The following is a 13,380-nucleotide window of genomic DNA, read 5'->3' as shown; positions in this document are numbered from 1 at the left end:
CGCATCACCCTTTAAACTAAATATTATTTCTATTGTATTTCTATCGTATATCTACCATATTTCTATATTATTTCAATCGTATTTCCAATATTTCATTTTCGAAGTTTTCTCTGGTATTAAGTCCTTTATCGCCTCCGCAGCCTCTATCGGTCTGTCAGTAGCCAAGATATCGGCACCGTTTTTTACAAATTCCTTATAAATATGATCACCCCGGGCAATGGCACTACGGTCTAAGTTGCCCAAGACACCAAGAATGGTAAAAACCCCTCTTTCGTGAAGCATTTGATTGAATTCCTGTGGTCTTTCAGAGGTACCAGTAAAAGCAATCCATTTTTCTACTGGAATGCCTGAATCTTCAAATCTTTGTAATTCCTCTTCATTTCTGATCGTCACAGACAACATCAAGTCAGGGTGAAGGGCATGCACTTCCTTAGCCGCTTCTGCGCTATAGGTAATCACTGCGGCATAAGGCTCTGCCTGCGCTTTCTTGATCTCATCCACGACCATTTCGAAAGGCACTTCACGCTTGACATCCACTGTAAAAAGCGTCTTCCCTCTGCCCCATTCCAAGACTTCTTCCAGCGTAGGAATAGTGAAATCTGTCAGCTTACCTTCGTTATCCTTAAGCCTCAAAGCTTTGATTTCTTCATAGGTTTTGTCAATCACTTTGCCAGAGCCATTTGTCGTCCTGTCTAAGGTATTGTCGTGCATCAGCACCTTCACAGAGTCTTTGGTCAGTGCCACATCAAACTCAAGAATGGAAGCTGTATGCCTCAAGGTATTTTCAAAAGTCTCTATACAGTTTTCCGGAAAACCAGGATAAGGACCTCCTCTATGGGCGGAGACCATGGGAATTCTGTCTGGAGACCAGGTATAAAAGTCTTCCATTTCGGAAAGACTATTTACCTGAATTTTATAGAAATCTTCAAACTGCTTCTTACAGGAAATAAAGGCGAGAGCGCCAAATAAAATTATAAGCAGTAAAAATCTATTTTTCATCAACATTCTTATCTTTTTTGAACCAGAAATCAAGCCCCGCTGACCTGGACTGAAAAAGGTCTTCCATGTCCTGTATTTCAAGGTTCAGTGCTTTATTGGAGACCATAATTTCTACAAAAGAAATGGCCAATGAAACCAAAAGTGTGAACATGCTCCCTATAAATACATAATTGGCAGCTTGCTGGGCTTCAATAAAAATCAAGTACATACAGATGACACAAAGCAAAAAACTCAGCACGCCGCAGAGCTGCATGTATTTGATCATGCTGAGTCGCCTTTTGAGGTTGTGTATCTGTCCTATAATGATTTTTTCATCGGGATTTTCCAGGTACTTTTTGTGCAATCCCCTGATCAGATTGGCCGTAGCCAAAAACCTATTGGTAAATGCCAACATCATCAAGGTGATGGCTGAAAAAAGCAATGCTGGCGTGGAGAGTTGGAGTTCCATTTGAATAAATATTAGAATTTCACCAAATCTAACTAAACATAATTTAGCGGAGCCAATTAGACTATATCAAATTTAAACTATTCTTTTGGAAAAAACCTTTTGACCAAATATTGATATTCTCCCCTTTTCAAAACACCTAAATAAAAATCATTATCCCCCAAAGTTTTTACGAAGACATGATCCTTCAAAAAAAATTCTTTTTTAAAATGTTCATTTCCAAAATTCATTAAAAAAGAATCTGAATACCTATTGACCGAATCCCTTTGAAGTATTTTACTTAATAAATAAAATTTCTCATTCTTATAAGAATTTCCAACAAACTCATCTGGGAAAGTTCTATTTTTCTTATATTTATCTTTGTTTTTCCAGTTTGATAAGTCTGAGCCTACATCATCCAGTTTTCCTTGGTAACGGATATTGGAATCAGGCAAAAATACAGAGTCCGTAATCCCAAGGAACGGTTTCCAAACTAATGCTCTGTCTATGTTGGGATGAATGATATAATAGTTTGAATCATTGTATAAACCAATTTTTATATATGCCGCATTTTCACCTATATCATATTCAAAAATTTTCTTTGATTTCCCACTTTCTAAAGAAATCAAATATAATTCAAAATAGTTTGGATTGAGACCAGGGTGGTATACGTTAACAATAATCTGGCTTTCCTTGGCCCAAACCAAATCGTGAAAAACACCAGAGTTATATTCAGGAATTAACATATCCACTTCAACTCCTTTTAAGTCTGTGACTAATATATTTCCAGGGTTATGTCCTAAAAAATAAACCTTATCTTTCCATATATGAAATGAGCGGATCATGTTTTTAGGATAGTAATTCACAGTGCCATCAGAGTTTAAATCAACATATAGGATATTCTTTTTGGATTTGTTTTCTCCATTACTTTTAAAAACGTAAAAATTATGCTTATTAGTAAGGAGGTAAAAGGCCTCTTGATGATAAGCAATATCCCAAATAGTTTCCTTATTATCTAAATAAAACTGTATCTCCGTTTCTTTTTCATCTAAAATTTTTTGAAGACATGCTTGAAAAAAAAAGAACGGAAAAATAATTATTAAGAATAATTTAATCTTCATCAATAAACCTATCTATTATTTCGGGACTAATCACTTCTATTACGGTACCATCTGTTAAATAAATTCTTGGTAAAGACTCAAGGATTTGGTAATTAAAGGCTAAGTTCTTTACATCATGGAATACGTTAGCATTTTTCGAATTTGATAATAAGTTCGCCTTTTTACTTTCTTTAGCTATTACGACAATTATATAGTTCTTTAATTCAAATTTCTTGACAGATTGAAAAAAAACTGAATAACATGAAGAGCAACTATCTAAATTTATAACCAATGCAGGTCTATCAAATACTATTTCTAATTCTTTTGTGTATTTTTGGAATTTTGAAGATTCACTTTGGCAAGAGACAAAGAAGTATATACTCAGAAAACATATGAATAAAACATATTTCATCTTGAAAAATTAAAAATATGATAATGTAAAATATCCTCTTTTTGACCTTTGTAGTTAGGATTATTCAAAGGTAAATAAACGCCCTTTTCTCCAACAAATAATCTGTAAATGTTATAAATCCCGCCTTTGAATAATACTTCATCTATAATATTAAAACTATCATCTAAGATAATAATTGAAAAATCTCTGCTAGCATCCAATAATTTTGCATCCGCTCTTTTTTGATATGACCCGGGAAGTTGAACAGTCCTATAGTATAATTTTCTATATTGATCATAATAAATACCATAGTATTTTAAATTAGTTAAAGTAAATTGGATTTTTTGATCATTATTGGGCATCATTCTAAAAGGTTCAAATTCCTTATTTTTAAACTTGCTTTTTGCATTAGTATAAGTTGAATTTTCATTTTCCTTGTCAATTACTAATATACTGTCTTCCATATTCCAAGAATAAATCCATTTACCGCAATTTACTTCCCTAGACACTTGTAAGTGATTAGAAGGCCATATTTTATTGTGATAAAAAATTGGAAAAGATGACTCATCCAAATATTCTACTTTATTTGATTTTGTGTCATAAATGACTTCAAATTTAAAATCACTATTAATATTTGAAGGATTGCTCATTTCAAAAAGAGGATAATGAATAAAATAAATTTTATCACCAAAAATTAATGTTCTCTGAGCACCAAAAGAAATATGATTAACTAAAGAAGCCTCTAAATCCTTGGTCTTATCCGGAAGGTACCTTTGAATTAATTCACCATTATCATTTATTAAGATTGTACCTCTGATCCCTAATGATGGATATAAAAAGATAGAATCTTCGTTTACCACAGAAATCCCCTGAACCAGTTTAATTACATAAGGTTCATCATTTGGATAACCAATTGTTTTTACCAGCAAACCAGTCTCAAGGTCAAATTTTTCTATTTTATTTTTAAACTGATTATAATGATATAAAAACTCTTTTTCACCTGATTTTAAATATTGAGTCCGCATAAATTCATTAGATGTTGAGTCATCTAAATTTACCCCTACAGAATCATATAAAAATTTTAAATAATCGTATTCTAAAGAGTTTTTATTTTTAATATCACAAGAAATTAAAAATAAAGCTATATAAATATTTATAAAATATTTTCTTTTCATTGGTAAATAATACTCTTACAAAAAGATCTTTTGTGGATTGATAAGAAAAGCTGGTCCCTTTCAATCAAGGAACCAGCACCTTTTACCACTGAGAAATTGGTCTTGCACAATTCCAATTACAATCTGAACAAGAGCCATCAAAATTATCCCCAGAAAATACTTGTCCATGGATTATAGCAATATTTCCATTAGAATCATAACAAATCGCATTAGCTGTTGTCATATTTATCCACATAAATACAACTGCTATCATAATAACAATTTTATTTTTCATAAACTTTTATTTTAGCTCCCATCGCAATATGCAGGCAGGGATATTAAGCCTGTTCAAAAATTACCGGTAAAAAGAACATTAGAAAAGTAAAAAAAAAAGAATAGCTGTCAAGCTAAATTTTAAAATTTAACTAAAACTTAACACATAAAAAGAAATCCAAAACCTTTTTTAAGGAATTGGATTTCTTTTAACAGGAAAAATATGGTTTATAATTATTCCTTTTAAAATTGGCTGTCATAATTGAATGAGAAATAACAATTGAAGATCACTAGGAATCAATTATCATTCATTATACATTTTTAACTACAGGTGAACAGTTTGATTTTTAAGATTAACCCACATTCCCTATCACCACCAGATTCTCCAAGGTAGGGCTTTCCGAACCGCCTTTTGGCTCAATGGTCACGGCAAAAGCACCTGCTGCTGCTACTGCTTGCATTTGCTGAAGGCTATATTTCCTTTCAGCATTAATCAAACCTATGCCCACAGGACCATCGTCACCGATTGCCCATAACTGATAATCCTGATTTTCATCCAAATCAGCCAGTCTATTCACGGAAATGAATACTGATGCAGCATCCTGATCCCACCACACATCTATTCTGGCATCTTTTTGAATTTCAAAAGGTTCTCCTTTCATAGGAATTCGCTCAAAATTTCCCGCAAGCAGCGTTTCCAACTGTGTATCCACCTGCTCATAGTTCACCTTGTACCTATCCAATTCCTCAGCAAGCACAGATTGCTCCTGCAGCAAAGCAGTGAACCTGTTGTCTACATCTTTATACTGTATGGCAAAGAAAACGGCAGCTATAGAAGCTATGACTGTAGTGACACAAGCTGCCACAAAGTAAGATTTCCAAGGTGTCATGGCCACTTCCTTAGCCGCCGGCTTGGCTTCAGACCTAAGACTTGCAGTAGGCTTTTCAGCTGCTGCAAAGTCATTTTCAAGAGAATCAAAGATTTTGGTCTTCACTTTGGCTGAAGGAGCTTTTCCTGTCTTATCATCAAATTCGAAGAATGTTTCTTCAATCTGATCTAGTTCGGCACGGATTTCAGGATATTCATTGGCCAATCGGATAACCTCCTCCCTTTCCCGTTCGCTCAACTCTCCTAACACAAAGAGTTCCAGCTTTCCTGTCGATATGTATGCTTTAATATCCACTAGATTTTTTCTAAATTCTTTTTCAATAAATTAAGGGCTGCACGGATCCTTGATTTGACTGTTCCCAGAGGAATGTCAAATTCTTCAGCTATTTCAGAGTGGGTGTAACCTTTGAAATAGATGCATTCTACCACAAACCTTTGCTCCGTGTTTAAATTGAGAAGAAGTTCTTTAACACCAATCCCATCAACCAATTCGGCGGTACCAGATTTGCTTTCCAATCCATATACGAAATCATCTATGGTATTGGTCTTACTGCCCTGTGAAAATTCTTTAGACCTGGTCTTATCAATGGCTGCATTACGGCAAATGTTGGCCATCCAGGTATATAATCGCCCTTTGGATTCATCATAACTGTCTATCCTGCGGGTGATTTTGATAAAGGAATCATGAAATACCTCTTCCGCGATATCCGGATCAGTAATTATCCTACCGATCACCGTAAAAAGTGCACGTGAGTATTTTTCATATAAATACTCCACGGTCTTTCTGTCCTTTGCACGAAGTCCTGAAACAAGCTCTTTTTCTTCCAATGTATCGTTTTTTACGGAAACCAAAATTTCCTATAAAAAGAAAAACACAAGGTCAATTGTTTAACCTTGTGTTTCGAATATAAATAAATTTTTAGAATTATAAGTGAATTACTTCATCATATGCTGCGGCGGCTGCTTCCATCACTGCTTCGGACATGGTTGGGTGCGGGTGAACTGTTTTTACCAATTCCATACCTGTAGTTTCCAGCTTACGGATAGCTACAATCTCAGCAATCATTTCAGTCACATTTGCACCTATCATGTGAGCACCTAACAATTCTCCATATTTGGCATCAAAGATCAATTTAACAAAACCATCTTTAGCCCCGGCAGCTGATGCTTTTCCGGAAGCTGAGAAAGGAAACTTGCCCACTTTAATTTCATATCCAGCCTCTTTGGCCTTGGCTTCAGTATAACCAACGGAAGAAATTTCAGGCACACAATAAGTACATCCCGGAATATTGTTGTAATCCAATGGCTCAGGGTGATGGCCTGCTATTTTTTCTACACAAATTATACCCTCCGCAGAAGCCACGTGTGCCAATGCAGGCCCTGTAGTCACATCACCAATGGCATAATAACCTGGCATGTTGGTTTTATAATACTCGTCAACTTTGATTTTGCCTTTATCCACAAGGATCCCTACATCCTCCAAACCGATGTTCTCTACATTGGAAACTACCCCAACAGCAGAAAGTACAATATCACAATCAATAGTGGACTCTGCTCCTTTTTTATCCTTGACAGTGACCTTGCAACCCTTTCCTTTGGTATCCACGGCGGTTACTTCTGTACTGGTCATGATCTTCATGCCTGCCTTTTTGTAGATCTTTTCCAAAGCCTTGGAAACTTCTTCATCCTCATTAGGGACGATTCTGTCCATAAACTCCACTATGGTCACTTCCACACCGATAGAGCTGTACACATAGGCGAATTCCACGCCGATGGCTCCTGAACCTACCACTACCATTTTCTCCGGTTTTTTATCCAAAGTCATGGCTTTTCTGTAACCGACTATCTTTTCGTTGTCAATTTTCAATGCTGGGAGCTCTCGGGCTCTACCTCCGGTAGCGATGATAATATGGTCTGCGCCATAAGTGGTCTTCTTACCATCTTTGTCCTCAACTTCCACTTTTTTACCGGCCTTCACCTTGCCCCAGCCTGTGATTACTTCGATCTTATTTTTTTTCATCAAAAACTGAATGCCTTTGGACATTCCGGCAGCCACATCTCGGCTTCTTTTGATCATACCGCCAAAATCAACTTCGGCATCTTTTACCTTTATCCCATAATCAGAAGCATGGTTGATATATTCAAAAACCTGGGCACTTTTGATAAGTGCTTTGGTCGGGATACAGCCCCAGTTAAGGCAGATCCCGCCTAACTCAGCCGCTTCCACTATGGCCGTCTTGAGCCCCAGCTGAGAAGCACGGATGGCTGCAACGTACCCTCCCGGGCCTGAACCTAAAACAATAACATCATATTTAGTCGAAGACATATTCTTTGGTTTTAATTTTCAAATAAGCTATGCAAAAATAAGGTTTTTGGGGAGAGTAAAAAATTGAAGGGGAATTGCTTTTGGGCTTAAAGAAAGTTCTCGCAAAGACGCAAGGACGCAAAGAAAAAAAATTATTTAAATTAGCTTATTACTTAAAGTCATCTCAATTGCTTAAAAAATGTTGAAATCAATGACCGAAAATGATATCGCTAAAGAAATTTTTGATTCTGCCTATCACATACATTACACCCTCGGTCCTGGTCTTTATGAAATTGTTTATGAGAATATTTTAGCTCATGAACTTGTGAAAAAAGGACTTCATGTAGTCCGGCAGAAGGAAATCAAAGTCTATTGGGACGATCTTATCTTTGAGCAAGGCTTTAAAGCTGATTTAATTGTTGAAGACAAAGTTTTAATAGAAATCAAAGCTGTGGAAACACTCCATCCCAACCATTTTAAGCAGGTAAACACCTATTTAAAACTTACTGATATCAAACTGGGACTATTAATTAATTTCAATGAAAAACTGATCAAATATGGTTTTAAAAGGATTGCAAATGGGTTAGAGGATGAGTAAACTTTACTTAGGTACTGCCCATCTTTAATTTATTAATCTTTGCTTCTTCGCGTCTTTGCGTGAAAAATATTTATTTTTGACACTTTAACAAACACCAACCAAAATAATACAACATGGGATTATTAAGCGGAAAAACAGCTCTGATCACGGGAGCATCTAAAGGAATAGGAAGAGCCATTGCTATCAAATATGCACAGGAAGGAGCCAATGTAGCCTTCACTTACCTTTCAAGTGTAGAAAAAGGACAGGCTCTGGAGCAGGAACTTGCTGCTTTCGGCATCAAAGCAAAGGGTTTTCGCTCAGATGCATCTGATTTCAAAGCTGCCGAAGAGCTGGTCAATGCCGTAGTTTCTGAATTCGGTGCCTTGGACATTCTGATCAACAATGCAGGTATCACCCGCGATAATCTCCTCATGAGAATGACAGAAGAAGCCTGGGATGAAGTGATTGGGATCAACCTCAAATCCTGCTTCAACACAGTGAAAGCCGCTACACGTACCATGATGAAGGCCAAAGCTGGATCCATTATCAACATCACTTCTGTGGTAGGAATCAAGGGAAATGCCGGTCAGGCCAACTATGCCGCATCCAAATCCGGAATCATTGGCTTTACCAAATCTGTTGCTTTGGAATTGGGTTCAAGAAATATCCGATGTAACGCAGTAGCACCTGGTTTTATCGAAACTGAGATGACTGGAGTATTGGATGAAAAAACAGTTCAGGGCTGGAGAGATGCCATCCCTATGAAGCGTGGCGGACAGCCCGAAGAAGTTGCCAATACCTGTGTGTTCTTAGGTTCAGATATGAGTTCTTATATCTCTGGCCAGGTGATCCAGGTGGATGGAGCAATGCTTACTTGATATAGGGATTTAGATTTAAGATTTTAGATTTAAGATTTTAGATTTAGGGGGAGCATTACATCATTATTCGGAGTTCGATATTCGAAATTCGAAATTTAGATTGAAGATTAGAGAAGTTATAAACACTTGAAAACCCAACCCTTAAAAACCTTTGAGGTCTTAAAGACCTCGAAGGTTTGATATTTTAAAAGAATCTTTGGGGTATCAAAAACCCAAAAGGTTTGCCTAAGTGCACGGTATTTGCCTAATGTACCTGTATGAACATCAGAACAATAGGCATAATTGGTTTTTTAGGATGGGCTCTATTAGCTTGTAATGGGACTAATATCCAGAGGATTGTTGGCCCAAGCAATCCTTATGAGCAATATAGAAACTTTTTACAATCTACTGAGTTTGAAAATTCCGCCATGGTGAGGGATTGGATTGCAGCAGAGAAGGAAGCGATTTCCAAACCTATTACGATCAATTTGCCTTACCAAGAAATCACCCAGTTTGAGAAATCCAGACCACAGGCTGTTTACTTTGAATTTGACACTCAGGAGGGACAATTGATCACGGCTGAAATCAACCCTGTGTCTCAACCTGACGCAAAATTTTTTCTTGACTTGTATGAAATAGAAAATTCAGAACGCAAGCATCTGAAATTTGCCAAAGACACCAATAGGATCGAAAAGAGGGTCAAAAACTCAGGCCGAATGGGTCTGAGGATACAGCCAGAACTCTTTCGGGGAGGAATTGTCGAGGTCAGAATTCTCCAAAACCCTTCCCTGGCCTTTCCAGTAGAGGGTAAAAATCATCGTTCCATTGCCTCTTTTTTTGGGGATCCCAGAGACGGTGGAAGACGAAAGCATGAAGGGGTAGATGTATTCGCACCGAGAGGAACACCGGTAGTATCTGTCAGTCCGGGCAGGGTGAGCCGCGTAGGAGTCAATAACCTTGGAGGAAAAACCGTAAGTGTCAGCCATGATGTTTATTCTTACTATTATGCCCATCTAGACACCCAACTGGTCCGAATGGGTCAAGCCGTGAAAACGGGAGATACACTTGGAACAGTTGGAAATACGGGAAATGCCATTACCACTCCTCCTCATCTACATTTTGGGATTTACAGAAGGGGGGCAGTAGATCCATATCCTTTTTTTGAAACTGCCTCTATGCAGGCTTCCCATACCGTTTCTGATTCAACCTATCTAGGCCGAATTGCTCGGGTAAACGTTGGTACAGCCAATATAAGGCAGTTCCCGAATACCAATGCAGCCATTTCTGGCAAACTTTCCCAAAACGAAGTTTTGCTGCTGGAAGGAAAACACAACGATTGGTTCAGGGTTAGGCTACCTGATGGCAGTCAAGGATATGTTTTTGAAAATCTGATCACACATAACCTATCCCCTGTCCAAAAATTAAGGGAAACCCAAGGACTAATGGTGAGCGAGGATTATAATGAAAGAAATTTTTTTGAGGCTTCTACAATCGTGGAAAGTGACCTTGAAGTTATCGGGAAATTTAAGGATGCGAAGTTATTAAGAACTGAATTGGGAAAGCTTTATTGGACTTTTTAAAATCTAAATCAAAATGAGGGTCTACACATAAAGAAAAAAGCCCTCTAAAACCTCTCTAATTTCTATTTTTCACCTTAGACAAATCAATCTTGTAAAACTCGTATTCATCCTCCGTGATAGATTCCCCATTAGGTTTATTCAAATAAAATCCATCGGATGCTAAAAAATAATTCTCCAAAAGAACAACTTTTTTAAACTCAATAAAGTATATTACAATGATATCATTTTAATATCATTACAATATGGAAAAACTTGTAAAACCCATTTCAGGCTATTTGATGGTTTCTGTGGCGATAGCCTTGATTCCGGCCATAATTTTCTCGTTTGCCAATGACATTACTTGGCTAGGCATAGTACTTACCGTACTGTTTATTTTAGTACTTCCGGGATTTTTCACCCTTCAGCCCAACAAGGCTATGGTTCTGATTCTCTTTGGAGCCTACAAAGGCACCGTCAAAGCCAATGGTTTCTTTTGGGTCAACCCTTTTATGACCAAAACTAAAATTTCTCTGAGAGTCAGGAACTTTGAAAACAAGCCTCTGAAAGTCAATGACAAAATCGGCAATCCGGTCATGGTAGGCACCATTGTGGTCTGGCAGGTAGAGGACACCTTCAAGGCTACATTTGATGTCAATGATTATGAAAATTTCGTGCATTTACAGACTGATGCAGCTGTTAGAAAAATGGCGGGAAAGTACCCTTATGATGATTTTGAGGCTGAAGATGCGGAGATCACCCTTAGATCGGGGGTAGAGGAAGTCAATCACTCCCTTGAAGAGGAAATCATAGACCGACTCAGACATGCGGGAATAAAAGTAATTGAGGCCAGAATTTCACATTTGGCTTATGCTTCAGAAATCGCCTCAGCCATGCTTCAAAGACAACAGGCTACAGCGATCGTGGCAGCCAGAAGAAAAATCGTCGACGGCGCTGTCGGTATGGTGGAAATGGCCTTGGAAGACCTCAAACTTAAGGGTATCATTGATTTTGAAGAGGAAAAGAAAGCCGCTATGGTAAGCAACCTGATGGTGGTACTTTGCTCAGATCGCTCCGCGAGTCCGGTACTGAATGTGGGTACCCTCAATCAATAAATCTATATGGTAGTCAATGAAACACATACTTTCAGAGGCACCTGGCTGATGTATGCCATCCTGATGCTGGAAATGCCAACCCTGATCCTAATGTTGGTCCTTTGGCAAACCGGTCACCTGGGAGAAGATGGGCCGATTGCAGTTGCTGTTATTGCAGTTATCATGACAGCCGGTTTTATGTTAATCATGAATATCAAACTCGAATTGAGATTGGACAGGTATGGTTTGGCATTTCGAAATCGGCCTTTTCTAAATGGCTGGAAAAAATTCAGCGCTGATCAAATCCTTGAAGCAAAAATTAAAAAGACCGATGGTATGTTTGAGTATGGTGGAATAGGTCTTCGGATGGGAAGAAAGTTCAGGGCATATATTTTCATGGCAGACCATATTTTGGAGATCCAAACTTCAAAAAGAAAATATGCCTTTAGCCTAAAAGACCCGGTACTTGCAGAAGAACTGCTTAGTGAATGGAAAGTCCAAACCTCAATTGACAGCTAATTATGGGCAACTACGTATTCAAAGAAACACAGCAATTTAAGCAACCGTGGATTTGGGGAATTGTACTGGTAGCCTCTGGCATCATATTTTTTGGATTGTTTAGCCAACCAATAAAAGACTGGGAAATGGCCATCCCCATCATAATTCTTGCCTTGGTCATTTTGCTGTTGGCCAAAATGCAACTAAAGACACGTATTGACAATTCCACCCTTACCTTCAGTTTCTTCCCTTTAATCAGAAAAAGAACCTATAAATTATCTGAAATAGAAAAACTAGAGCTCATTAAGTACAACTCTATATTCAATTTTGGAGGTTGGGGAATCCGGTACAACTTTTCCATGTGGGGATATAATGTAGCTGGAAATCAGGGCCTGATAGTTAGCTTGAAGGATAAAAAATTTCTGATCGGAACCCAAAAACCGGAAGAAATGCAAAAAGCTATCAAACAGTTTGAAGAATTAAAATCAGCGTACAATGCCCGCTAAAAAACCATTTGCCCTTCGTCTTGACGAAAAAATGATGAAAGCCGTAGAAAAATGGGCTGCTGATGAATTCCGCAGCACCAATGGGCAGATCGAATGGATCATTCATGAGGCTCTGAAAAAAGCGGGGAGGCTTGAGAAGAAGAATGAAGAGAAAAACTAAGGTTCGAGGGGTAGAGATCCGGTACATGCTTAAAAAGGGATTAAAAATCTTAAAGTTTGAGGCTCTCACTATAAGTCTTAAGATTATATTAATATTTATTTTTTTTAAAAAAAGCAAATTATCTTTCCCAAGAAAATCAGGCCCGAAATTCACACCAAGACACTAAGCCATTGGATTTGAACATCATAAATCAACAGATAAACTCCTTTTTAAAACTCTGCTAATATATTCGGCACATTTTACCAAAAGCAGTAAATCCACTTCTTGCTTTCCCTATTCTAGTGACAAGATTTTTTTTCTTTTTTTTCCTCTCTTCTCGGTTCTTATCTCCGACCCTCCTAAAACAAAAAAACCTCAGGGTTGCGCCTGAGAATTATAATAATGTGGCGGCGATCCCGATACGGGACAGGCTCTCCTCACCCGTGCGCCCCGATGAACCAGTACCATCGGCGCAGCAGGGCTACTCGCCTTTTTTAGGCTTTACTTACTTTCTTCAGCATAATCCCGTGAAAAAAATAAGTTTTATGGAACAATCTCTTTTTCATCCACGCCCCTATATATCGCCTTTAGGCATATATCCATTTATATCGCGCG

15 protein-coding genes are annotated in these 13,380 nt (G+C 37.8%); 7 read left to right on the top strand and 8 right to left on the bottom strand.

Features of this window, described 5'->3' with window-relative positions; translation table 11 throughout:
• Nucleotides 1-72: 72 nt before the first annotated feature.
• The 8 genes from A33Q_RS07845 to lpdA all read right to left on the bottom strand — a co-directional run bounded on the left by A33Q_RS07845 (nt 73) and on the right by lpdA (nt 7,556).
• On the bottom strand, nt 73-999 hold the full coding sequence (locus tag A33Q_RS07845) for a glycerophosphodiester phosphodiesterase family protein (RefSeq protein ID WP_040490245.1): 927 nt from the start codon (nt 997-999) through the stop codon (nt 73-75).
• Nucleotides 989-1,447 carry a DUF2721 domain-containing protein gene (locus tag A33Q_RS07840; RefSeq protein WP_009035959.1) on the bottom strand — a complete coding sequence of 153 codons (459 nt, stop codon included), beginning with the start codon at nt 1,445-1,447 and terminating at the stop codon, nt 989-991. Before A33Q_RS07840 ends, A33Q_RS07845 begins: the two co-directional genes overlap by 11 nt.
• 77 nt (nt 1,448-1,524) lie before the next feature.
• Entirely contained in the window at nt 1,525-2,544 is a 1,020-nt protein-coding gene (locus A33Q_RS07835; protein ID WP_009035960.1) for a hypothetical protein, read from the bottom strand.
• 387 nt (nt 2,545-2,931) lie between these two features.
• A complete protein-coding gene (locus A33Q_RS07825) occupies nt 2,932-4,089 on the bottom strand; it encodes a DUF4221 family protein (protein WP_009035962.1) in 1,158 nt (385 codons plus the stop codon).
• An 82-nt stretch (nt 4,090-4,171) separates the two neighbouring features.
• On the bottom strand, nt 4,172-4,363 hold the full coding sequence (locus A33Q_RS21960) for a hypothetical protein (RefSeq protein ID WP_152527393.1): 192 nt from the start codon (nt 4,361-4,363) through the stop codon (nt 4,172-4,174).
• Between the two features lie 331 nt (nt 4,364-4,694).
• Nucleotides 4,695-5,525, bottom strand: coding sequence for an anti-sigma factor (locus A33Q_RS07820; RefSeq protein ID WP_009035963.1), 831 nt, complete (start codon nt 5,523-5,525; stop codon nt 4,695-4,697).
• Complete coding sequence (locus tag A33Q_RS07815) at nt 5,525-6,058, bottom strand: RNA polymerase sigma factor (RefSeq protein ID WP_009035964.1); 534 nt, start codon at nt 6,056-6,058, stop codon at nt 5,525-5,527. The genes A33Q_RS07820 and A33Q_RS07815 overlap by 1 nt, the downstream gene beginning before the upstream one ends.
• Nucleotides 6,059-6,155: 97 nt before the next feature.
• Entirely contained in the window at nt 6,156-7,556 is a 1,401-nt protein-coding gene (gene lpdA, locus A33Q_RS07810; RefSeq protein ID WP_009035965.1) for a dihydrolipoyl dehydrogenase, read from the bottom strand.
• Nucleotides 7,557-7,734: 178 nt separating this feature from the next.
• On the opposite strand from lpdA, the gene A33Q_RS07805 reads away from it, so the two are divergent.
• The 7 genes from A33Q_RS07805 to A33Q_RS21810 all read left to right on the top strand — a co-directional run bounded on the left by A33Q_RS07805 (nt 7,735) and on the right by A33Q_RS21810 (nt 12,786).
• Nucleotides 7,735-8,133: a GxxExxY protein gene (locus A33Q_RS07805; protein ID WP_235062781.1), complete on the top strand. Its 399-nt coding sequence runs from the start codon at nt 7,735-7,737 to the stop codon at nt 8,131-8,133.
• A gap of 113 nt (nt 8,134-8,246) precedes the next feature.
• Nucleotides 8,247-8,993 carry a 3-oxoacyl-[acyl-carrier-protein] reductase gene (gene fabG, locus A33Q_RS07800; protein WP_009035967.1) on the top strand — a complete coding sequence of 249 codons (747 nt, stop codon included), beginning with the start codon at nt 8,247-8,249 and terminating at the stop codon, nt 8,991-8,993.
• A 257-nt stretch (nt 8,994-9,250) separates the two neighbouring features.
• A complete protein-coding gene (locus tag A33Q_RS07795) occupies nt 9,251-10,552 on the top strand; it encodes a M23 family metallopeptidase (protein WP_009035968.1) in 1,302 nt (433 codons plus the stop codon).
• A gap of 242 nt (nt 10,553-10,794) precedes the next feature.
• A complete protein-coding gene (locus A33Q_RS07790; protein ID WP_009035969.1) occupies nt 10,795-11,643 on the top strand; it encodes an SPFH domain-containing protein in 849 nt (282 codons plus the stop codon).
• A gap of 6 nt (nt 11,644-11,649) precedes the next feature.
• Nucleotides 11,650-12,141 carry a hypothetical protein gene (locus A33Q_RS07785; RefSeq protein ID WP_009035970.1) on the top strand — a complete coding sequence of 164 codons (492 nt, stop codon included), beginning with the start codon at nt 11,650-11,652 and terminating at the stop codon, nt 12,139-12,141.
• A gap of 2 nt (nt 12,142-12,143) precedes the next feature.
• The gene (locus A33Q_RS07780) at nt 12,144-12,626 is read left to right on the top strand and encodes a hypothetical protein (RefSeq protein ID WP_009035971.1); all 483 of its coding nucleotides are present in this window, start codon (nt 12,144-12,146) and stop codon (nt 12,624-12,626) included.
• A complete protein-coding gene (locus A33Q_RS21810; RefSeq protein WP_009035972.1) occupies nt 12,616-12,786 on the top strand; it encodes an Arc family DNA-binding protein in 171 nt (56 codons plus the stop codon). The genes A33Q_RS07780 and A33Q_RS21810 overlap by 11 nt, the downstream gene beginning before the upstream one ends.
• Nucleotides 12,787-13,380: the final 594 nt, after the last annotated feature.

Source organism: Indibacter alkaliphilus LW1 (assembly GCF_000295935.2).
In the GTDB taxonomy this organism is placed as follows: domain Bacteria; phylum Bacteroidota; class Bacteroidia; order Cytophagales; family Cyclobacteriaceae; genus Indibacter; species Indibacter alkaliphilus.
Note: the sequence above shows the minus strand (reverse complement) of the source record. Positions and strands in the feature narration are given on the sequence as shown.